20 protein-coding genes are annotated in these 21,687 nt (G+C 62.8%); 6 read left to right on the top strand and 14 right to left on the bottom strand.

What is annotated here, in order from left to right; genetic code table 11:
* Nucleotides 1–95 precede the first annotated feature (95 nt).
* Together AT302_RS11070 and AT302_RS11065 are read left to right on the top strand one after the other, a co-directional pair.
* Complete coding sequence (locus tag AT302_RS11070; RefSeq protein ID WP_058378486.1) at nucleotides 96–1,322, top strand: amidohydrolase family protein; 1,227 nt, start codon at nucleotides 96–98, stop codon at nucleotides 1,320–1,322.
* 161 nt (nucleotides 1,323–1,483) lie between these two features.
* Nucleotides 1,484–2,323, top strand: a complete 840-nt coding sequence (locus tag AT302_RS11065) for a bifunctional allantoicase/(S)-ureidoglycine aminohydrolase (RefSeq protein WP_058378485.1) — start codon at nucleotides 1,484–1,486, stop codon at nucleotides 2,321–2,323.
* Between the two features lie 113 nt (nucleotides 2,324–2,436).
* Here the strand turns inward: AT302_RS11065 and AT302_RS11060 are convergent, their stop codons facing one another.
* The 6 genes from AT302_RS11060 to AT302_RS11035 all read right to left on the bottom strand — a co-directional run bounded on the left by AT302_RS11060 (nucleotide 2,437) and on the right by AT302_RS11035 (nucleotide 9,251).
* On the bottom strand, nucleotides 2,437–3,327 hold the full coding sequence (locus tag AT302_RS11060; protein ID WP_058378484.1) for a LysR substrate-binding domain-containing protein: 891 nt from the start codon (nucleotides 3,325–3,327) through the stop codon (nucleotides 2,437–2,439).
* A 130-nt stretch (nucleotides 3,328–3,457) separates the two neighbouring features.
* On the bottom strand, nucleotides 3,458–5,194 hold the full coding sequence (locus tag AT302_RS11055; protein WP_058378483.1) for a gamma-glutamyltransferase family protein: 1,737 nt from the start codon (nucleotides 5,192–5,194) through the stop codon (nucleotides 3,458–3,460).
* A gap of 189 nt (nucleotides 5,195–5,383) precedes the next feature.
* Nucleotides 5,384–5,920 carry a DUF1097 domain-containing protein gene (locus AT302_RS11050; RefSeq protein WP_058378482.1) on the bottom strand — a complete coding sequence of 179 codons (537 nt, stop codon included), beginning with the start codon at nucleotides 5,918–5,920 and terminating at the stop codon, nucleotides 5,384–5,386.
* A 28-nt stretch (nucleotides 5,921–5,948) separates the two neighbouring features.
* On the bottom strand, nucleotides 5,949–7,220 hold the full coding sequence (locus AT302_RS11045) for an amidohydrolase family protein (protein WP_058378481.1): 1,272 nt from the start codon (nucleotides 7,218–7,220) through the stop codon (nucleotides 5,949–5,951).
* Between the two features lie 316 nt (nucleotides 7,221–7,536).
* A complete protein-coding gene (locus AT302_RS11040) occupies nucleotides 7,537–8,181 on the bottom strand; it encodes a response regulator (RefSeq protein WP_058378480.1) in 645 nt (214 codons plus the stop codon).
* Nucleotides 8,181–9,251 carry a PAS domain-containing sensor histidine kinase gene (locus AT302_RS11035; protein WP_058378479.1) on the bottom strand — a complete coding sequence of 357 codons (1,071 nt, stop codon included), beginning with the start codon at nucleotides 9,249–9,251 and terminating at the stop codon, nucleotides 8,181–8,183. Before AT302_RS11035 ends, AT302_RS11040 begins: the two co-directional genes overlap by 1 nt.
* Before the next feature lie 262 nt (nucleotides 9,252–9,513).
* On the opposite strand from AT302_RS11035, the gene AT302_RS11030 reads away from it, so the two are divergent.
* Nucleotides 9,514–10,176, top strand: a complete 663-nt coding sequence (locus AT302_RS11030) for a dihydrofolate reductase family protein (RefSeq protein ID WP_058378478.1) — start codon at nucleotides 9,514–9,516, stop codon at nucleotides 10,174–10,176.
* Nucleotides 10,177–10,211: 35 nt separating this feature from the next.
* On the opposite strand, the gene AT302_RS11025 is transcribed toward AT302_RS11030, so the two are convergent.
* The 5 genes from AT302_RS11025 to AT302_RS11005 form a co-directional block, all read right to left on the bottom strand.
* Nucleotides 10,212–10,940 carry an aspartate/glutamate racemase family protein gene (locus tag AT302_RS11025; RefSeq protein ID WP_058378477.1) on the bottom strand — a complete coding sequence of 243 codons (729 nt, stop codon included), beginning with the start codon at nucleotides 10,938–10,940 and terminating at the stop codon, nucleotides 10,212–10,214.
* A gap of 21 nt (nucleotides 10,941–10,961) precedes the next feature.
* Nucleotides 10,962–12,512, bottom strand: a complete 1,551-nt coding sequence (locus AT302_RS11020; protein WP_058378476.1) for an NCS1 family nucleobase:cation symporter-1 — start codon at nucleotides 12,510–12,512, stop codon at nucleotides 10,962–10,964.
* A 212-nt stretch (nucleotides 12,513–12,724) separates the two neighbouring features.
* Nucleotides 12,725–14,350, bottom strand: a complete 1,626-nt coding sequence (locus AT302_RS11015; RefSeq protein ID WP_058378475.1) for an AAA family ATPase — start codon at nucleotides 14,348–14,350, stop codon at nucleotides 12,725–12,727.
* A gap of 60 nt (nucleotides 14,351–14,410) precedes the next feature.
* Nucleotides 14,411–15,166: an alpha/beta hydrolase gene (locus AT302_RS11010; protein ID WP_237172121.1), complete on the bottom strand. Its 756-nt coding sequence runs from the start codon at nucleotides 15,164–15,166 to the stop codon at nucleotides 14,411–14,413.
* Nucleotides 15,167–15,250: 84 nt separating this feature from the next.
* Nucleotides 15,251–16,141, bottom strand: coding sequence for a LysR family transcriptional regulator (locus tag AT302_RS11005; RefSeq protein WP_058378474.1), 891 nt, complete (start codon nucleotides 16,139–16,141; stop codon nucleotides 15,251–15,253).
* Nucleotides 16,142–16,238: 97 nt separating this feature from the next.
* Here AT302_RS11005 and AT302_RS11000 point away from each other — a divergent pair, with 97 nt between their 5' ends.
* Nucleotides 16,239–17,237: an NAD-dependent epimerase/dehydratase family protein gene (locus AT302_RS11000; protein WP_058378473.1), complete on the top strand. Its 999-nt coding sequence runs from the start codon at nucleotides 16,239–16,241 to the stop codon at nucleotides 17,235–17,237.
* On the opposite strand, the gene AT302_RS10995 is transcribed toward AT302_RS11000, so the two are convergent.
* Nucleotides 17,216–17,857, bottom strand: a complete 642-nt coding sequence (locus AT302_RS10995; RefSeq protein WP_157125765.1) for an NMCC_0638 family (lipo)protein — start codon at nucleotides 17,855–17,857, stop codon at nucleotides 17,216–17,218. The two genes, AT302_RS11000 and AT302_RS10995, sit on opposite strands and share 22 nt — an antisense overlap.
* A 195-nt stretch (nucleotides 17,858–18,052) precedes the next feature.
* Between AT302_RS10995 and AT302_RS10990 the strand changes: the two genes are divergently transcribed.
* The gene (locus AT302_RS10990) at nucleotides 18,053–18,544 is read left to right on the top strand and encodes a DUF2165 family protein (RefSeq protein ID WP_058378471.1); all 492 of its coding nucleotides are present in this window, start codon (nucleotides 18,053–18,055) and stop codon (nucleotides 18,542–18,544) included.
* 42 nt (nucleotides 18,545–18,586) lie between these two features.
* Here AT302_RS10990 and AT302_RS10985 read toward each other — a convergent pair whose 3' ends face one another.
* Both AT302_RS10985 and AT302_RS10980 read right to left on the bottom strand, forming a co-directional pair.
* Nucleotides 18,587–19,459 carry an IclR family transcriptional regulator gene (locus AT302_RS10985; protein ID WP_157125764.1) on the bottom strand — a complete coding sequence of 291 codons (873 nt, stop codon included), beginning with the start codon at nucleotides 19,457–19,459 and terminating at the stop codon, nucleotides 18,587–18,589.
* Nucleotides 19,460–19,489: 30 nt separating this feature from the next.
* Nucleotides 19,490–20,167, bottom strand: a complete 678-nt coding sequence (locus tag AT302_RS10980) for a cupin domain-containing protein (RefSeq protein ID WP_058378469.1) — start codon at nucleotides 20,165–20,167, stop codon at nucleotides 19,490–19,492.
* Nucleotides 20,168–20,423: 256 nt separating this feature from the next.
* Here AT302_RS10980 and AT302_RS10975 point away from each other — a divergent pair, with 256 nt between their 5' ends.
* Entirely contained in the window at nucleotides 20,424–21,686 is a 1,263-nt protein-coding gene (locus AT302_RS10975; protein WP_058378468.1) for an MFS transporter, read from the top strand.
* Nucleotide 21,687: the final 1 nt, after the last annotated feature.

The raw sequence follows: 21,687 nt of genomic DNA, 5'->3' as shown, positions 1-21,687 counted from the left end.
ACGCGACCCCGCGGCGCCATTGTCATTGCGCCAACCCCAGCCAACCTGACGGAAGGCAGCGCCAGCGAGGCCCCGGGCAGCATAGAGGCCGCTCCATGACTCACCGCGTTTTCGTCGGCGCCGTTGGTGCCGACGGCAGTCCCCTCCACCTCGCCACGCGCGACGGACGCTTCACGTACGTCGGCCCCCAAGTCCCCGACGCCGGTGGTGCCCAAGTCATCGATCTGCAAGGCAAGCTGGTCTTGCCCGGCTTTGTCGACGGTCACATCCATCTCGACAAGAGTTTTCTCGGCGACCGCTGGCGCCCGCATCGTCCGGCCGCCACGCTGCGCGATCGGCTGGCCGCAGAAAAAGAAGAAATCGCCGCCGCTGCGCCAATGACCCAACGGGCTGACGCACTCATGCGCCAGTGCGTCGCCTTCGGCACCGTGGCGATGCGTTGCCACGTGGATGTCGACGCGAGCACCGGCCTCACGCATCTGCACGCCGTCATGGCGATGCGCGATCAATGGCGCGATCTGCTCGACATCGAACTCGTGGCCTTCCCGCAAGCGGGCGTGATGACGTGCCCCGGCACGGCCGATGTTCTCGAAGCCGCCGTTCGCGAAGGCGTGCAAGTCGTGGGCGGCATCGATCCGACCACGCTCGACGGCGACGCGCAAGGGCAACTGAGCATCGTGTTCGGCATTGCTGAGAAGCACGGCACGAAGATCGACATTCATCTGCACGAGCCCGGTGAAACGGGCCTCGCGCAACTGCACCGCATCGCCGCGCGGACGCAGGCCGCAGGCTTGCAAGGCCGTGTGTCAGTGAGCCATGCCTACGGACTGGGCGATATCGGCCCCGCAGAACTCGACGTGATCGCCCGTGCGCTGGCCGATGCAGACGTCTCGATCATGACCAACGCCCCCGGCGACCGCGCCTTCCCGCCAATTCTGCGGCTGCGCGAAGCGGGCGTGCGCGTGTTCACGGGCAACGACAATATTCAGGACAGTTGGTGGCCGTACGGCAACGGCGACATGCTGCAACGCGCGATGCTGATCGGCTATCGCTCGGGCTTCTACACCGACGAACATCTGCAAGTCGCACTCGATATGGGCACGTATGCCGCCGCCGCCGTGATCGGCAAGGCCGACTACGGTCTTCGTGTGGGCAGTGAAGCGAGCTTCGTCGTGTTCGACGCACCCAACGCTGCCGCCGCCGTTGCCGCCGCACCGGCCGCACGCGCGGTGATTCGCCACGGACGTTACTGGGGTGGCCCGGCGCAGCTTGCGCTGGACGCCGCCCTGTTGAAGGACACAGCAGGGTCCACCCCGACCTGACTGTCATGCGCGGTGCCGGGCCTGCGCGAGGTCATGGCACCGTTGGCGTTCGTCGCGCCGAGGTGAAGCACACTGCGCGCGCCCCCAGGCGCAGGGTGTAGCCGAGGCAGTCGAAGACGAGCGATGGGGAGAAAAACTAGCGTTATCAGGAGTCACTAGCAATGTCGAAGACCACGTATTACGCGCCGCACGGCGGGCATCCGGCTCAAACGGAACTGCTCACCGACCGCGCCATGTTCACCGAAGCGTATGCCGTCATCCCCAAGGGTGTGATGCGCGACATCGTGACGAGCCATCTGCCGTTCTGGGACAACACGCGCCTGTGGGTGCTGGCCCGTCCGCTCTCGGGCTTCGCCGAGACGTTCGCGCAATACATCATGGAAGTGGGCGCCGGTGGCGGCAGCGACAAGCCTGAGCAGGACGATAAGGCCGAAGGCGTGCTCTTCGTCGTCGAAGGCGAAATCACGGTGACGATTCAGGGCAAGGCGAACACGCTCACGCCGGGCGGCTATGCGTTCATCCCGCCCGCCACCGACTGGCAACTGCGTAACCACAGCCAGAGCACGGCGCGTTTCCACTGGATTCGCAAGCACTATCAAGCCGTGGAAGGTCTGCCGTATCCGGAGCCGTTCGTGAAGAACGAGCAGGACGTGGAACCGATTGCCATGCCGGGCACCGACGGCCGCTGGGTCACCACGCGCTTCGTCGACATGCAGGACATGCGCCACGACATGCACGTAAACATCGTGACGTTCCAGCCGGGCGGCGTGATCCCGTTCGCCGAAACGCACGTGATGGAGCACGGCCTGTACGTGCTCGAAGGCAAGGCCGTCTACCGTCTGAATCAGGACTGGGTGGAAGTCGAAGCCGGTGACTTCATGTGGCTGCGTGCGTTCTGCCCGCAGGCTTGCTACGCCGGTGGCCCCGGCCCGTTCCGCTACCTGCTGTACAAGGATGTCAACCGCCACATGAATCTGACGCTGGGCGCACAGCCGCGTTAATGATCATGCAGGATGGTGCCGTCGCGCATTAGCAACGAGTTCGCGACGAACTCGCGACGAATCAGGCCGGTCGGCGACACGCCGCACCGGCCTTTTTTTCATGCGTTGCGGCGCTACTTCGCGGATCGCGTTTTCGATTCCAGCATACCGACCAGCACCTTGGCGAGTGCCTTGACCATCGCGTCCGCAGTGGGCCGATGAAAGATCGCCAGCTCGAAGGTATCGACCACTGGCAGCCCCTGTGCGCGCCCCAGCACGACGTGGCCCGGCAACACCGCGCGCGGCGGCACCAGACTCACGCCCATGCCGTCGGCCACCGCCCCCTGAATGCCGCTCAGGCTCGAACTCGTGAAGCTGATGCGCCAGTTGCGGCCCATCGCTTCGAGCGCATTGATCATGTCGTCGCGATACAGGCCACGCGTCGGAAACGTGACGAGGGGTACGGGGTCGAGTTGAAACGAAGGATGGGACGCGCTGTCGATCCACGCCAGCTTTTCCGGCCGGCATGCCACCGATTCCCGGCTGTTGCGCCGTTGTTTGACCAGCACGAGATCCAGCTCGCCGTGATCGTAGCTGCCGAGCAGATCGCGGCTCAGGCCGCTCGTGACTTCAAGTTTGACCTGCGGGTACTGCCGGTTGAACCCTGCGAGTACCTGTGTGGTGGCCCCCGTCGCGAAATCCTCCGGCACCCCGAGACGCACCGTCACCGCGACCACGGCGCCGGAGAGCGCTTCGAACATCTGATCGTTGAGCGCAAGCATCTGACGCGCGTAGCCGAGCAGCATTTCACCGGCATCGGTGGCGTGCACTTCGCGATTGCCGCGATCCAGCAACTTGTGCCCGACCATGTCTTCGAGACGGCGCACCTTCTGACTGACGGTGGACTGGGTCGAGTGCAGCCGCGCGGCAGCCGTCGTAAAACTGCCGCAGTCAGCCACCATGATGATGGAGCGCAACAGATCCAGATCGAAAAGCGGTCGATTCGATTTCGCACTGCCAGCCATAGTTGCTATTTGAATTGTCGATGGGCAGTCGATCTTGTATCACGCACGGCAGGTGCCCGACAACTGGGGTTTCACGGCGTTGTCGGGCACGAATTCCTGCGCTTTCCGCTGATGCTCAACCAGTCTGGCGTCACACCCCCAGTGCGCGTCCGTCACTGCGCGGGTCGTGCGCCCCGCTCATCTGCCCTTGCGCGCTGATCCGAATGGCACCGGGATGCCCGGCCAGTTGGCTTTGGGCGGGCAACGGACTCATCTCATGCCCGCGCGCCGCAAGATCGGTGAACACGCCCGCCCCGGCATCCTGTTCCAGCTTGAGGCTGTCGCGACTGTCCGAGAACGTTTTGCCCAGTAGAAAGCGCGGGCGGCCGAGTGCGGTCAACGGATCCATGCCGTAGTCGATCAGGCGGGTGAGCACGGCGGCCAGCGTCTGCGGCTGACCGTCGGCACCTTGTGTGCCGTAAAGCAGGTGCGGACGCCCCTGCTTGAGATACATGCCCGGATTGAGCGTGTGGAACGGCCGCTTGCCCGCACGCAGCACGTTCGGACTGCTCTCGTCGAGACTGAACGACGCGCCCCGGTTGTGCCACAGCACGCCCGTGTCGCCCAGCACCACGCCGCTGCCCCAGTCGAAATAGACCGTTTGCAGCATGCTCACGCAGTTGCCAGCGCTGTCCGTGGCGCCGATATAGACGGTGTCGCCCGTCTTGTACACATGCGGCCAAGGCATCGCGCGATCCATGCGGATGCTTCGCGCGTGGGCGTCGAGCGTCGCACTTGCCAGCAAACGATCGACCGGCACATCGACAAAGTCCGGGTCGGCCACATACCGGTTGCGGTCGATGAACGCGAGCTTCACCGCTTCGACCAGTACGTGGTAATAGTCCGCGCTCCCCTCCGGCATCGACGCCAGATCGAAGCGGTTGAGAATGCCCATGATCTCAAGCGTCGTCACCCCTTGGGTCGGCGGACGCAGCCCCAGCAACTCGCCGTCGCGATACGCCACGCGCAGCGGCACTTCCTCGCGCGCCTGCGTCTTGGCGATATCGTCGAGCGTGAGCGGCGAGCCGACGCGTTTCAGTCCCGCCGCGACGCGCGCGGCCAGATCGCCCTCGTAGAATTCACGTCCGCCGTGGGTCGCGATGCTGTCGAGACTGCGCGCCAGTGCCGGTTGGACAAACTGTTCTCCGGCTTGCGGAATGCGGCCGTTCGGCATGTACACCGAGGCGAAGCCTTCCCAGCCCGAAAGTTCGTTCGCACGCAGCGTCTGCCAGAATTGCTGCGACGGCGTGACCGGAAAGCCATTGGCCGCGTATTCAGTGGCCCGCGAGAACAGCGACGACCACGCCTGCTTGCCGCCCCATTGCGTGCGGCCGAATTCGTACGCCTTCTCCCAGATCGCAACGGTCGCCGCCGTTGTCAGTGCGGCGCCCGGTCCGCGCACGGGAATCTCCCCGCGATAGGCCGGCAGCTTTGCCGCCGATTGCCCGATACCGGAGAGCGTGCGCACGTTGCCATCGCGATCGCTGATGACCATGAACGCATCGCCGCCCAGTCCGGTGAAATGCGGATACGTCACGCTCAGCACGGCACCGATGGCAATCGCAGCTTCGATGGCGTTGCCGCCTGCGCGCAACACTTCAAGCCCGGCCTCGCTGGCGAGTTCGTGCGGGCTGGTCACCATGCCGCGCGTCGACTGCGCGAGACGCGGATCGCCACGTGTGGCGGATGCTGCGGATGCTGCCGGTGCCGATGCCGCAGTAGCAGCCTCTGCGGTTGCGGCAGTCGCGACGGGCAACACTGCGCTGCCAGCCAGCGCCGCCGTGCTCATCAAAAAATCGCGGCGCGTGGTGCCGCCGTCTCCCGTCATGCTTGAATGTGTCGCTGACAGCCCTGCGGCCGTTGCCTGTGTCGTCGACGGCCTTGCAGCCGTTTTTCCTGCAAACGTCATACCCCCTCCCTGCGTGGTGTTATCTCGCGGCGAGACGCGCCCGACACCGGCAAGCGCCCCGCCGCCACATGCGATGGCATGCAGACTGATGTGCTTCAGTCGTGGGCTTCAGACTTCGGCCTTCCAGCCCTTCCAGTTGCGGTGATGCGTGACTTCCGGGGCCGAGTAGCGTTCCTTCACCCACGCGTACACCGGGCCGAGTGCGTTCATGGCGATGGCCGCACCGAGCGCCGCCATCGGGTCTTGCGGCACCGGGCCAAAACCGCCGAACAGCGTGGCGAAGTACGTGGCAAAGCCGAAGAACATGCCCGGAATGAAGTTCAGGCCCGGGAACACGCGAGCGAGCGCCATCATCGTGCCGTTGCCGGTGAAGAGAATCACCATCTCGGCCAGCACGAGCGTGTTGCCGGTGAACTGCGTCGAGGCCTGTTTGAAACCGAGCACGATCAGGAACGCGAAGAACGACCCGACCGGCAACGTGGCCCAGATGCGTTTGAGATTGACCAGACTCGGCCCGCCCATCGCGAACGTGGCAGCCCAACTGATGAAGATCGCCCATGGCGGCAGGTGCAGCGGCAGCATGGCAATCGGGATGGTTGTGACAGCAAGTAGCGAGGCAACAACTTCCGCAGGCAGCTTCTTCATGATTGTCTCCTTGAGTTTTATATGAACTTCATTGCGCACAACAACATGAATGGCGGTGGATTTCGCAGCGATGCTCCGTCACCACCGTGATGCGCCCGCGCTTGATCACCCATGAGCGAGGCGGGATATCGAGCAGCGCGTCGGCAACTTTGTAGGTATCGAGAATGACGAGGTCGGCCTGCTTGCCCACGGCAATGCCGTAGTCGTGCGACAGACCGATGGCGCGCGCGGCGTTATGCGTGCCCATGTCGAGGATGGCCTGCTGATGCTCCGGCACCCCGAACTGCGCCACGTGGGCGAGCAAGTTGCCGATGAGCAGCATGTCGGCCTTGCCGAACGGCGTGAACGCGTTGCGCACGTTGTTCGACGAATACGCGACGTTCACGCCCGCGCTGTGCAGTGCCTTGACCGGTGTGAGCCCGCGACGCTGGTTCTGCTGGTCCTTGCGGCCGCCCAGATAAAGGTCGGTGGCAGGCAGCGTCACGATACTGATGCCGGCGAGCCGAATCTGTTCGATGACGGGTGCGAGCGTGTCGTTGTCGAGCGCCCCCAGGCTCGTGACGTGGCCGAGGGAAACGCGGCCTTGATAGCCTGTCTCGATGGTCTTCTGGGCAATGTAGGAGATGGCCGCGAAGCGCTGATCGCTGGTGTCGTCGGCAAAATCGGCGTGCATGTCGACGGGCGCATCGAAGCGTTGCGCCAGCTCGAACACGATGTCGATGTGGCGCTTGGTGTCGTCCCAGTTCAACTCGTTGTAAGGGCACCCGCCGACCACATCCGCGCCCATACGCAACGCGTCGATCATCAACTCGTAGGTGCCCTTCGACTTGAGAATGCCCTCCTGCGGAAACGCCACGATCTGCAAGTCGAGCAGGCTGTTGTACTCGTCTTTGAGCGCGAGCAGCGTCTCTACGCCGATCAGCCCCTGAATCAGATCGACGTCCGGGTGCGCGCGCACGGCCACCGTGCCGTGCTTCACCGCCATGTCGAGCACCTGACGCGAGCGGTCGAGTACGTCCTCGCGCTCCTGCTTGCTCTTGAGAATGCCGGTCACGCGAATGGCTTCATCGAGCGTGCCGAAGCGCGCAGGCAGGCGGCGATGGAGCAGCGCCTTGTCCAGATGCAGGTGAGCTTCGATGAGACCGGGGATCGCCGCCCGTCCCTGCGCGTCGATGATTTCGTCGGCCGAGGCGTCGATACCGGGCTCCAGCGCGACGATGCGCCCGCCTTTGATGGCGATGTCCACGAGCGGCGCTTCATCGCGCACGCACACGTTGTTGATCAGCAGGTCCACATGCATGGTGCGGTCTCCTCAGGTCTCGAATGTTGTCGATGTTGTTGTTGATATGGGATGCAATTGCGGTGTAACGGCGGCCGGGGTGGCATTCGGCATTCGCCCCGCTTGTCGGGACTGGACTGGCCTTAGTGGGTTTGTACTGGTACTCAGGTTATGGGAGTGCCTCGACGCGGGGCATCGGGATTTGCTGGTTTTCGTCTAAGAATTTCCCTAGACGCGGTGCAGCATTGATTTGCGGGGGAAATGGGCGTGCATACGCTGGCCGCCGACGGAGGTCGGGGCAACGTAGCAATGCGTTGAAAACGTACGAACAACGCCCTCAGGCGTCGGTGCCGGCGACGATCAGTCCGTGCTCGATGGCGTAGTGCACGAGCCCGGCGGTGGAGGCGATATCCATCTTGGTGAGGATGTTCGCCTTATGGGTGCTGACCGTCTTGCTGGAGAGCGACAGGCAACGCGCAATGTCGTTGATGCCGCTGCCCTCGACGAGCATCTGGAAGATCTGGAATTCGCGCGCTGTGAGGCGCGTGTGCGGCAAGACTTCCGCCGGTTGCTGCAACTGGCGCACGAGCTTGTCGGCCACCAGTGGCGAGACGACGGTGCCGCCGCGTGCCACGCGCCGGATCGCTCCCATCAATTGCTCCGACTCGGCGTTTTTCGTCAGATAACCCGCCGCCCCCGCACGAATGGCCTGCACCGCGTATTGCGACTCCCGGTACATGCTCAACACCAATATCGGCAATGCCGGATAGGTTGCCTTGATCTGCTGGATCAGAGCGATGCCGCTCTTGCCGGGCATCGACATATCGAGCAGCAGCACATCGACGGTGGTCAGGCGAAGCCGATTGAGTACATCGGCACCGTCGACGGCTTCGGACACCACGCACATATCGGGCGAGGTTGAGATGATCTTTTTCAGGCCGTCGCGAATGATCGCGTGATCGTCGGCGATCATGATGCGCATTACCGTGGCACTCCGTCAGCGCCCGCCGGATGCTGCGGGATGCGCGCGATGACGCGCGTGCCCTGCCCCGGCTGACTGTCAATTTCGAACGCCCCGCCGAGCATCAGGGCGCGCTCGCGCATGCCCATCAGCCCCAGTCGCTGGCTGTGCCCGGCGAGAGCGGTGTCCATGCCGCGTCCGTCGTCTGCAATGGTGACGTGACAGTGTCCTTCGCGCATATCCAGCGTGACCGTCACCTGCGACGCCTGCCCGTGGCGGCTCGCGTTGGTCAGCGACTCCTGCACGATGCGGAAGATGGCCGTGCTGCACTCGCTATCGAGCCCGGTCGTCACGTCTTCGGCCATATGCAGTGCGCAAGGCAGACCATGACGCTGCGTGAACGATTCGGTGAGCCATTCCAGCGCGGCATGCAGGCCAAGTTCGTCGAGTACGGCCGGGCGCAGGTCGGCGGCAATGCGATGCACCGCGTCGATGGTCGCGTCGACCAGTTCCTTGAGCATCTGCACGTGGGCCGGTTGATCCGGGGGCACGGTGCCCGGTTGGGCTTCGAGGTAATTGAGGCCGAGACGCAGTCCGCCCAGCCATTGCCCAAGTTCATCGTGCAGCTCGCGCGATAGCCGGGTGCGCTCGGCTTCCCGCACCGATTGCAGGTAGGCCGAAAGTTGCCGCAGTTGGGCGCGGGAATCGAGCAACGCCATTTCGGAGCGTTTGCGGTCGGTGATGTCGCGAGAGATGCCTACGGTGCCCACAATGCGGCCCTGTTCGTCGCGCACGGGCATCTTGACGGTATCGAACCAGCGCGGCGCGCCATCGGCACCGGGGCGGCTTTCCTCGTAACGGCGGCGCACGCCGCTCATGACCACGGCGCGGTCGGTCGACAGATAGACACGCCCCCAGTCAGACGACCAGACTTTGTCGGGGGTGCTGCCGATGATGTCCTTCTCGGGACGGCCGCAAGCGGCCATAAAGGCGTCGTTCACGAGGATATAGCGTGACTCGGTGTCTTTGAGCCACGCCTGATCCGGGATATTGTTCAGTATCGCCCGGTGCAGTTCGCCATGCGTTTCCACTGCGTCTCCTCGCCGGGCCGCCCTCATGGCGGCCACTCGTCTCCTGTGGGAGCGTCCGGGCGCTGGCTGAGGGGCTTGCGAGAGCTGGCCGTCATGCCGGCGCCGGTCTGGGTTCAATATATCCAGACCTGCGCTCGCGCGCGCCTCTAGTTTTCCCGCATATCAGAATGTTGCGATGTTTCATGACTTATTGTCATGAGCCGGAAAGAGGTATCAAATCACCGCTGGCGAGCCATTGCCAGACGCCCAATGGAGGCAAACGATGACGAAAGTTCGCGTTAACGGTTTCACCATTTCGCTCGACGGCTACGGCGCCGGGCCCGATCAGGACATCAACAATCCGCTCGGCATCGGCGGGACGGACCTGCACCAGTGGCTGTTGCCGACACGCACCTTCCAGCAGAAGTTGTTCGGCAAAGACGGCGGGACCACCGGCGTCGACGATGAATTCGCCGCCCGTGGCTTCGAGAATGTCGGCGCATGGATTCTCGGGCGCAACATGTTCGGCCCGATTCGTGGCGACTGGCCCGACTTGAACTGGAAAGGCTGGTGGGGCGACAGCCCGCCGTATCACGTACCGGTTTTCGTTCTGACCCATCATGCCCGCCCGTCCCTCGAGATGGCAGGCGGCACGACGTTCCACTTCGTCACAGGCGGTATTCACGAGGCGCTGGATCGCGCACGCGAGGCCGCCGGCGGCAAGGACGTGCGCATCGGCGGCGGCGCGGACACCCTTCGGCAATATCTTCGCGAGGGCCTTATCGACGAGCTTCACATTGCCATCTCGCCGATCTTGCTTGGCCGTGGCGAAGCACTGTTCGAAGGTTTGGACTTGCGGGCGCTGGGATACGAATGCGTGAAATCTGTCGCCTCGGAGAAGGCCACGCACGTCGTGCTTCGGCGACAGGCGCCCGCGAAAGGCTGACCGGTCGAAGATGGACGCGCGGGCCTGATGCGCGCTCAGCGCATCAACGCTTCAGGCCAGCCGACGATCTGCTTGCGGCGCGGCGTCGCGTACGTGCGCACCTTCGACGTGCGCAGTCCCAGCCGCACCAAGGATTCGGCGAGCGCGACGGCAGCAGAAACGCCGTCCACGACCGGCACGCCGGTGCGCTCGCGGATCTTCGCATCGAGCCCCGCCATGCCGCCGCAGCCCAGACAGATCACCTCGGCATGATCGTCACGCACGGCGAGTTCCGCCTGCTGCACCACAGCCTCCACGGCGCGCACAGGGTCTCGCTCCAGTTCCAGCACCGGCATGCCGCTCGCACGTACCGACGCGCAACGTGCGTCGAGCCCCGCCAGCTTCAGCCGGTCTTCAATCAGCGGCACAGTGCGGTCCAGCGTCGTCACTACCGAATACCGATGACCGAGCAGCATCGCAACGCTCGCGGCCGCCTCAGTGATATCGACGACAGGCACACTCAGTAGCTCTTGCAAGCCCTCGCGGCCATGTTCGCCATAACCCGCCTGAATGACGGCGTCGTACGGCTGGTCGTAACTGAGCACACGCTGCATGACGGCAATGGCGGCGAGATAGCTCTCGAAATTGCCCTCCACCGATTCGGCGCCGAAGTGCGGCGTCAAGCCGACAATTTCAGTGCCCGGAGACGCCGCCGTGCGTGCATGGTGCGCGATGGCGTCGGTGATCGCGGTCGTCGTATTGACGTTCACGACGAGTATTTTCATGAAGCACTCCTTGGGGGTAATTCAGTGCGCAGCGCTGTCGACCGCGAAGTGCTCGCCGGAGCAGTCTTCGAACGGCTGGCGACGGTCGGAAATTGCGTAATAAACGCTACCGGCGATCGCTGCGCCCAGCAGCCACGAGAACGGTGTCAGTGCGCTGAATGCAGGTACGAGCGCCACGGTGACGGCGGTAAGGGCCGACGGCACAAGCGCGATGATCGCTTTCGGATTCACGCCACGGGCGTAGTGATAGGTCGCCTCGCGGGCTTCGGTATAGAGATGCGGTACATGCACGCAGGTCTTGCGCAGCAGCCAGTAATCGACAGTGATGATGCCGTACAGCGGCCCGAGCAATGCCCCGAGTCCTGAGAGGAAATACACGATCACGATCGGGCTGTTGTAGAGATTCCACGGCAGGATCAGCACGGCAATCGTGGCACTCATGAGCCCCGCGCGGCGGAATGTCAGGCGATGCGGCGCCAGACTCGTGAGCACGAACGCCGGGGCAACGAAATTCGCCATGATGTTCACGGCCACCGTCACCACGAGAAACGCCAGACAGCCCAGCACGAGGAACGTCTTGTCGGGAATGGTCGCGATGATTTCCGTGGGGCTGTGGATGATCTGCCCGTTCAGGCTGAACTGCGCACCGGCCAGCACGAAGCTGATGACGGCAAAGATCAGAATGTTGACCGGCAGGCCCCAGAAGTTACCCGTGCGAATCACTTTCCGGCTGGGTGATGCCCGCGTGAAATCACAGAAATTGAGTACCAGCGTGCCGTAGATGGCCAGCCACAACGCCCCGCCCGCGAACACTTTGGTCCACATCTTCACACCGGTCAGCGGCTCGCCGATGGACATGGCGATGTGCCCGCCCGCGCGGTGGTACATCCACGCGGCGAGCGACGTGACCGTGACGAGAATGATCGGCCCGGCGAAGGCTTCGTACTTGCGCACCATCTCCATGCCGTACGCCAGAATCGCGATCTGCACGAGCCAGATGGCGACAAAGCTAGCCCAGCCGAGGGTCGAGAGACCGAGGATGGCGTTGTGATCGAAGGCGGCGAGCGCGGGCCAGACAGCAACCAGCAGTACGCGCAACACGACCGACGCGAGATAGGTCTGAATGCCGAACCACGCGATGGCAATCACGGCACGAATGATGGCCGGCAACTGCGCGCCATACACGCCGAAGCTCATACGGCTGATGACCGGAAACGGCACACCGGTCTTGTGGCCCATGTAGCCGGTCAGGTTCATGAAGAAATACACCAGCGCCGCACCGATCGCCAGCGATGCGAGCATCTGCCAGCCGGACAGGCCCAATGCGAACAGGCCGATGGCAAAGGAGTAGTTGGCGATGTTGTGCACATCGTTGGTCCACAACGCAAAGATGCTGTACCGGCCCCAGCGCCGCCCCTCCGACTTCGTGGGCGCCAAATCGGCGTTATGCAGCTTTGGGCTCAGGCCGTGGGTATTTGCGCTGGAATTAGGGACATGAGGGTGCGCATGGGTGTGCACCTGCCCGGTCGAGGGCATCGCGCCCAGGACGTCATTCGAAACATCCAATTGCATCCGCATCGTCTCCTTGAATGAAGCAGGATCGGCGGACCGCTTATCGGCGCAGTCTTTCTGCCTCGCCTGCTGAATGCGTGTTGGCGATTTGGAGTATGCGCAGGGCGTTTCGAATTGGGAAATTAAATGTTTGGTTGATAGGTATTCGGAAATTGGATGGGTCGGCGTGAGTGTTCGGCGATAACACTCACCCCTCCCCGTCTGCTGAATGCTTACCCCGGATATCCCCGGAACAACCCGCACAGCCGGAACACATCCTCCGTGTACGGCAGGTCTCTGACCTTGCAATAGCGGCTCGCGAGTTTCATCAGTTCCTTGATGTCGCGTCCGCTGGCGTCGGGATACCGGCTGGCCAGCACTTCAATGAGCCCATCGTCGAGATACGCACCGACCTGATCCGCCTGCATGCGCCACAGGCGTCGCGCATCGGCGGGCGATGGCGTCTCGTAGTGAATCGTCGCGATACAGCGCGAGAGAATCGCGTCGTCCACGTCGCCGATCCGGTTTGTCGTCATGAACAGCAGACCGTGGAAGTACTCCAGCGAGCGCAGAAACTCCGCCACGATGGCGTTGTGTTCGAGGTCGTTATCGCGGCGGCGAATGTAGACGTCGGCCTCATCGAGCAGCAGGATCGCGTTCCAGCGCATGGCGCGCCGAAGGATGCCCATGAGCGTGGCGCCCACCGACGCCGCCGTCGTGCCGAGTTGCCCCGAGTGCACGCGGTACAGCGGCTTGCCGACGACTTCCGAATAGATCTCGGCGGTGAGCGTCTTGCCCAGACCCGGCGCGCCTTGGCACAGGATGGTCGCGCCGCCCGATTTGCCCGGCACGAAGTCGGGCATCATCGTGTCCATGTTCGACGTGAGGATGTCGATCAGATCGTGATGATGTGCAGGCAGTACCAGCTTGTCGCGCAATGCCGGCTGGTATTCGTACTCGCTGATGTTCTGCACGTGCACCCAAAGATTGCGGTGCCAGTCCAAATGGAAGACGTGCACATAGCAGTGCAGCGGAATGGTCTCGAACGCCGAGGCGATCTCGGCATTGCGCCAGAAATCCGCATCGCAGGCCATTTCGAAATTGCGCTCCAACCGCTCCTCGTCGTTCACGCATTTGGCCGTCACGCCCTCGACCACGCGCACCAGTTCAGTGGCCCCTTTCGGATCGACGGAAAACGCCGCACGGCGCATCACGAACTGCGCACCGAATGCGCGCTGCAACTTCAGAAAGCGCTGCGCATGTTGCTCGTATTCGTGTTTGAACTCTGCGCATTCCTTGTAGAAACCGAACTCGGCAAGCAACTCGGGAATGGTGCGGTTGACGATGTCGTCGCGCGTGAACACCAGCGAGGTCGTCATGCCCGAGCGACGCGGGCGATGCTCCGACGCATTCAAATTGGCCGATTGCATCGTGTTGGCCAGCATGTCCAACACGACATACGGCGAGCCCTGCTCCGGCTCGACATAACGCAGGCGGCGCACCAGCCACGGCAACAGCGCGCCATCTCGATGCCGCTGATACAGCCAGCCGTCGATGACGTCACGCGCGAGATAGGCGACGAGCCCCGGCACCAACTTGTCGAGACTCGGAATCACGCGCGCCTGCGGGGCGTTGTAGACGTTATCGAGCGCCAGCATCTGGAACATCAGCGCGCGCTCGTTCTGCGACTTGCACAGCACGTAGAGCGTGTTGAGCGACTTGGCGTCGAACCATTCGCTCGACACCAGAATGTTGCCTCGGCACACGCCATAGGCGGTCATCTGTTTGCCGAGCGGTGAGTCGGTACCGATTAGCTGCAACAGTGGATGAATCAACGACTCCGGAATTTCGAAATCCATGTACGGCACTCCCCGTAATGCGTGGAGCCCGCGCCCGCATGGCCTGCCGGCCGCGTGCGATCAGGCGAGGAAGAAGTCGATGGCACGTGCCACCACACCCGGTTCGATGATGTGCAAGCCATCGAATTCGACATACTCGACGTCGTAGCCCGATGCCTTGAGCTTGTTGGCGTTGTTGCGCCCGCTCGTAGCGATGGGCAGTTGTTCGTCGATCAACCCATGGGCGATGAACACGCGCGGCTGCCCTTCCTGCACGAAGATCGACATGAAGCCGCCGGAGAATGCGATGACGTGACTGGCGATATCGCCATTGGTGACGCCGATGGACAGCGCGTAGCTTGCGCCGTCCGAAAAACCCGCAAACGCGACGTGAGCGGTGTCGATCGAATAGCGCGAGGCGACGATGCCGAAAGCCTGTTGCAAGCGTTCGAGATCGGGGCCGTTGCCGCCGATCACGATGTCCCATGTGGGAAACGTGGAATGCGGCGCGAGCACGAGAAACCCATGACGGTCGGCATGCGGCTCGATGAACGGCAACACCTTCTCGGGAAAGCCGCCCGCGCCGTGAAACATCACGAAAAGCGGGACGGGCTTGTCCGTCGGTAAATCGGGCGGCACGTACAGCACCGCGTCACGCACTTCGCTCAACCCAAGAGGATGACGTCCGGGAGGTAGCGATACGGGAAGCGATGAAGGCGCGGCGAGTGCCGGCGCCGGGGTGGCTGAAGTGGCGTCGTCTTGCGCTGACGCCGCCAAAGGACGCCCGGGCGTGAATACCCCGGGCGACATCCGACCGAACAATGCGGGATCGAACATGGCGCAGTGAGTGTCTCGTGATCGTTAAAATTATTGATATATTGTATATCATCAAATTTAACGGCTGACACGCGATATTTGGGCTCAAACGGCCATGTAGGCAGACAATCCGGCCACTAGCGCGTCGAACGTGACCTTGCAACGCGGGCTCTGACGCAGGTCTTCGTGCATGGTCACCCACGTGACGAGCTTGAAGCGAAACGCATTGGGCAGTACGCGCACCAGTCGTGCATCACGCCGCGCAATCGGCACCTGACAGCCGCCGATGCCATACCCTGCCCGGATCATGGCCAGTTGGGCCAGATCGTTGTCCGCACGAAATGCAAACGCGTCGCGAGACCATTCCGGCACGCCCGCCGTCGCGGCCCGGATGAACGGCGTCACGCTATCGAAGCCGATCAGCGTGTGGTTGGCCAGATCGGCCAGCGTGGCCGGCGCACCGTAGCGGGCCAGATAGTCGTCGCGCGCATGCAGGCCGATGTCGATGCTGCCGACGCGACGCGCAATCAGGGCGTCCTGCTGCGGTGGTGCCATGCGCACGGCAATGTCGACCTCGCGGTGCAACAGATCCTGTATCCGGTTGGTCGGCACCAGTTCGACTGACAGCAGCGGATGGGCGCGGCGCAGTGCCGTCAACATGGGCGGTAGCACCTCTACCCCGACCACTTCACTCGCGGAGATTCGCACGACCCCGTTCACGCCATCGTCTCGACTGGCTGCCGCGCGCTCGAAGGCTGACGCCGTGTGCTGCATGGCTTGCGCATGCGGGCGCAACGACTCTGCCGCGTCGGTCGGCATCAATCCCGTTTGCGAGCGCGTGAAGAGCGTCTGGCCAAGCGCCTCCTCCAATGCGGCAATGTGACGGCCGGCAGTGGGTTGCGTGATACCGAGTGCGCGCGCCGCGCCCGAGAGCGACCCTTCGGTCAGCACGGTAAGAAACGTCCGGCAGAGATCCCAACTGAGATTTGATGTCATACAAAAATGTATAGCCGATGGACGTATTTAGGCAATTTTATTTGAATCCGTTCGCGCGGAGAATGGCCCCCATCGACAACGTTTTGGGAGCGACATCATGAGCCACGAGAAAGCGTCACGCGCACTGGTGCTGGGGGCAACGGGCGGGATCGGCGGCGAAGTGGCTGTGCAATTGCTGGCGGCCGGCTGGCAAGTTCGAGCCATGCGTCGTGGCGGCACGCCGCACAACGATGCGCCGAATCTCGGTATCGAATGGACCGACGGGGATGCCATGAGCGCCGAGGATGTGCTGGGCGCTGCGCAGGATTGCGACGTGATCGTGCATGCCGTCAACCCGCCGGGCTACCGCAACTGGTCGACACAGGTACTGCCGATGCTCGACAACACTATCGCGGCCGCCACGGCGCATGGCGCGACGATCGTGCTGCCGGGCACGGTCTACAACTTCGGCCCGGATGCCTTTCCGGTACTGCGTGAAGATGCAGAACAACGCCCGCTGACGCGCAAGGGCAAGATTCGCGTGGAAATGGAGTCACGTCTGCGGGCAGCCAGCCGTCAGGGTGTGGCGACGATCATCGTGCGCGCTGGCGACTTCTTTGGGCCGCACGCGGGCAATAGCTGGTTTGGTCAGGGGCTCGTCAAGCCGGGGCAGACGGCCAAGATCGTGCAAGTGCCGAATGCGCCGGGGGTGGGTCATCAATGGTCGTATCTGCCGGACGTGGCGCGCACGATGGTTGCGCTGATCGAGCGCCGCGACACGTTGCCGACGTTTTCTAACTTCCATATGGCCGGCCATTGGGATAGCGACGGGTCACAAATGGCGGGGGCGATTACACGCGTGATGCGCCGATATGGCGTGGACGTCAAATCACGCCGCTTTCCGTGGTGGGTCGTGTGGGCCGCCGCGCCGTTCGTCACGACGCTGCGCGAGTTGCTGGAGATGCGTTACCTGTGGTCGCGCCCGGTGCGCATGGACAACACACACCTTCTCAATGCGCTGGGGCGTGAACCGCATACCCCGCTCGATGAAGCGGTGCATGCGACGCTCAAGGGGTTGGGGTGTTTGCCGCAGAATCACCGGTCGGCAGCCGCTTGAATCTTCAGACGCACTTGGACGGCGGCGGTGGTCGATTCGCTGGAAATGATGCTCACGAGCATGCCATTGACTTGATCGTCGCGTCGCATCAGGTACGCGACGACACGATAAGCGCCGTCCTTACCACTCAACGTTTCATCTTTAACGAGCTTGACGACGAGTCCCGGGCGGGGCACCCCCGAGACGATCCGATTGAAGTGTTGAATCGAGGTCGGCGCATCCGCTTGCTTCGCCCATACCTGGCACGTGTTGTCTTCGGTCCCGATGATGACAAACTCGCCAAGCGAATTCGTCGCACTCCATACGCGCCCCGCTTTCCCCCCCAAAAAGTGCGGTGCAAAATCCGCCCTCACGAACGGCAGGTGATTCTGGGTCGCCAGACCGTTGACCTTCGCAAAATCACCAGTCGTCCCAAGGCAAAAGTCCATGAACAAACGCGTCGCTGCATTGGATCGGCTCACCTGATCCGATGCAGCATCTGCAAACGCATTTGTCGCCACCATCAAAGCGACTGCCGCCAACCACCGAGCACCCCGCGCGAAAGTCATCGTCGTCTCCCCCGTTGTACTTCTATTCGTTTGGCAAATCGTATTCGGTTCTCGTCGTCCTGTGACATCCATTCAGATGTTTAGTAACGCCCCTCGCCTTTTCTCTCACCGGCATAGGCGGACTGAGTCCCAATGCTCAAACCTCAGCAATTACCCAAGCATCGTATTGCATAATTTTCATCACTCCCCTATGCTTTGGCCTACCCACAAAAGTCGAGCGTTCGCCGCAATATGCGCGAGCCCTCCCCGCCGCAGGAGTGAGTTGAGATGTTTGGTTCCGTCGATGCCTTCGTCGTCTTCAAATGCGTAGTGACGCTCGGCCTTGCAGTCTGGTCTGCGATCGCGGCGCTCAATAATCTGGTCGCGTTCGGCGCGTCCACCGGAGCCATCGGCCGAACGCTGAGCATGTCGCCGCTGCGCGAGGCACCCGCTATCGACATCTCCCTATTGCGCCGCGCAGTCCATGCCAAAGCGCTGGCCGTAATGGCGCTGATCGCGATGATTGTCTTGCAGGGGATTGCCGCGATTTGCCTCGCCTATGGCGGCGGGCAACTGGCCATTGCGCTGGCGTCCGCAGGGTCGGACGCCACAGGAATTCATTGGGGAATGTTCGGACTCACGGCACTGGCTGCCGCGTGGCTGCTGATGATGATCGGCGGCCTGTGGTTCGGGTACTGGATTCGTCAGGAAGGGCTGCAACTCACGCACATGATGTTGCTCGTGCTGACGATTGCCACCGCTGCCCTATTGCGGATGTAAGCGACTGCGGCGCCACCGGTGCGCCGCATCACTGCCGTAGCGTCAACCGCCGCGCTCACCACCCAGCAAACGTGAAATACGTTTGGCGGCGTCGGTCAACGCAGCCACCGTCTGCGGATTCGGATGCGCTGGCAGATAGTGGATCGAACCCACGATCGCGAGCGTGCCGAACAGCGAACCATCATCCTGCACAATCGGCGCAGCCAACGCGTTCACGCCGAGAAAAACCTCTTCCGGCGCATCGGCCCAGCCGCGCTCGCGCACCAGCGCCAACTCATGCGAGAGCCGCATCGTGTCGGTGATCGTATGCGGCGTGCAAGCATCGAGCGGCCCGGCCAGCACGGCCTCACGCCGTTCAGGCGCACCAAACGCCAGCGCGATCTTGCCCTGCGCCACGCTATGCAGTTTGAACTGCGTGCCCGGGTGCAACAGAATCTCCAGCGGACTACGCCCACGCATCACGTCGAGCACCACCACATCGGTCTCGGTGAACGAGCTGATGACGATGGTCTGTCCGACCGCGTCGCGCAACTCCTCCATGACCGGACGCGCCAGCCCTACCACGTCGAACTGCTTGACCAGTTTCTGCCCCAACAGGAACAGACGCCAGCCAATGCGATACCGGCTTGAGCGCGGGTTCTGCACCACGTAGCCCTCTTGCCGCAATGCCGTCAGATGCCGGTGCACGCGCGCCTTGGGCACGCCGAGCGCTTCGGCGAGATGCGTCACGCCGCACTCGGCATTGCGCTCAGCCAGCAACTCCAGAATGCGCAGCGAAATGACCGAAGTCGACGACGTGTTGGGTTCATCGCCGGCAACACCCGTCATCGCACCACCCAGCTCGGGTTGGCGCGTCGATTGCGTGCTGCGTGGCGTCGACATGACGTCTGCCGGAGTGTCCTTCGATCGTTTCACTGCGTGTCCTTTGTCACTGTCGCGTGGCGGCTATTGCGCGTCGAGCGAGATGAAACGCTCGCCGAATACGTGATAGCGCTGCGGCTTGTTCTTGTTCGCGTCCTCAGGGCGCACGTACCGAATCGAACTGCGATTGCGACACGCGCGCGGCAGGATGAAGCAGCGGATGAATGTCGTATCGCGCGATTCAGTCGTCGGCGCCAGCACAGGGGCATGACCAAGTTCCAGCCAAGCCTCGCCCGCCTTGTGCGTGTGCGACGCACCGAGTGTCTCGATCGTGATCTCGCCTTCGAGCGTGCAACGCACACCGGGGCCCTGATGCACGTGCGTATGCGCTACGCCGCCGGGGGGGAATTGTACCTTGTCGCAGCGCATGAGCCAGCGTTGGCGCGGGTCCAGCTCGATCGGTGCATCGAGTTTGAGCGTCGACGACGCCCCCGGTGCCGAGGCAATTTCCCCGGGCGTCGGCGCATCGCCCGACATCAACTCCCAACGCCACAACGTCACACCCTCACTGCCCGCGCTCAGTGCGACATCGTCCTCACCCAACCACGCGGTTTCTGCAACGTGATGCTGCGCGCCGGTGTCGAATTCGATCGCCACATCGCCACGCACGACGTAAATCGCCCGACGGGCCGCCGGCAGATAAACCGGCGGATGGTTGGGCGCAATGACATCCTCATACAAACGCAATTGAAACGGCTTCACTTCTCAATCTCCTAAGACCTGCCCGCAAGACAACCCGTCCGCGTGGCGCTGAATCCTTCTGAACCCTGACTGCCCCACTTCCGGAACAATCTCCGCATTTAGTATCGACTATCGATACGCAAAGCACTATTTATGGTTTACCACGAGACACCACTTCGAAGCGACCTGCTACCATTCAAACGAAATCATGTCCATACGTATCGATAATCGATACACGAGACATGACATTAGGATGAGTTCCATGAAGGAGACAAGAATGGACACTGGTACGACCGCCCTGAAACCGGCGGGCGCAGCGGGCCGGGCGTGGTATCGCGGCGCTAGCCCGGCGCAATGGCGGGCATTCGGTTCGGCCTATATCGGCTGGATGCTCGACATCATGGATCTGATGCTTTTCGCGATGGTGATTCGCTACATCAGCGTCGATCTGCACTTCGACAAGGGCGTAGCGGGCATGATTGCCTCGCTCACGCTGCTGGCAACAGCGTTCGGCGGCCTGTTCTTCGGCTTTCTCGCCGATCGCATCGGCCGCACGCGCTCGATGATTCTCTCGATCCTTTGCTACTCGATCGGCACCGCGCTTTGCGGCTTTGCCGATTCGGTCACGCAATTGCTCGTGTTCCGCTTTTTGCTGGGGTTGGGAATTGGCGGCGAATGGTCGGCCGGCGCAGCGCTCATTACCGAAACGTGGCCTGCTGAGCATCGCGCCAAAGTGATGGCTTGGGTGCAGAGCGCGTTTGCCGTCGGTTACGCGGTGGCGGCCATCGTGGCGGCGGTCATCCTGCCGCACTTCGGCTGGCGCTGGGTGTTTGCCTTTGGTCTATTGCCGACGGTGCTCGCGTTCTGGGTGCGCCGCCATGTGGAAGAGCCCGCCATCTGGCGTGAACAGCGCGTGCGTCTCACGCTCGGTCAGACGCTCAGCATGTTGTTCGGCCCCTATGCACGCAGTACCTTCGTCGGCCTCGCCTTCACGGCGGCCGCCATGTGCGGCTACTGGGGCTTGTTCACGTGGATTCCGGCGTATTTGTCGACGCCGATTGATCAGGGCGGCCCGGGCTTCGACCTCATGCGCTCGACCACGTGGATCGTGATCATGCAGATCGGTGCGGCAGCGGGCTTCGTGTGCTTCGGCTACATCGCAGACCGCATTGGTTGCCGCAAGTCGTTTCTGCTTTTCTTCCTGGTGTCGGCGGTGACGGTGCCGCTTTACGTGGCGATTCGCGAACCGATGCTGCTGCTCGCCTTCGGCCCGGTCGTGGCGTTCTTCGGGACGGGGTTCTATAGCGGTTTCGCGCCGACCTTTGCTGAGATGTTTCCGACGCAAGTGCGTGCCACGGCACAGGGCTTCATCTACAACACCGGGCGTGCCGCCAGTGCGCTGGCACCGGCTGCCGTCGGCCTGCTGTCACGCGGTGAAAACGTGAGTGCCGCCCTCGGCGCGACGGCCGGGTTCTTCCTGCTCGCGGCCATCATCGTCTACTTCTTCCTGCCGGAAAGTCACGGCGAAGCCTTGGCCTGAC

Origin of the sequence: Pandoraea norimbergensis, assembly GCF_001465545.3 — a bacterium.
Classification (GTDB): Bacteria; Pseudomonadota; Gammaproteobacteria; order Burkholderiales; family Burkholderiaceae; genus Pandoraea; species Pandoraea norimbergensis.
This window is presented reverse-complemented; position numbering and strand designations above follow the sequence as displayed.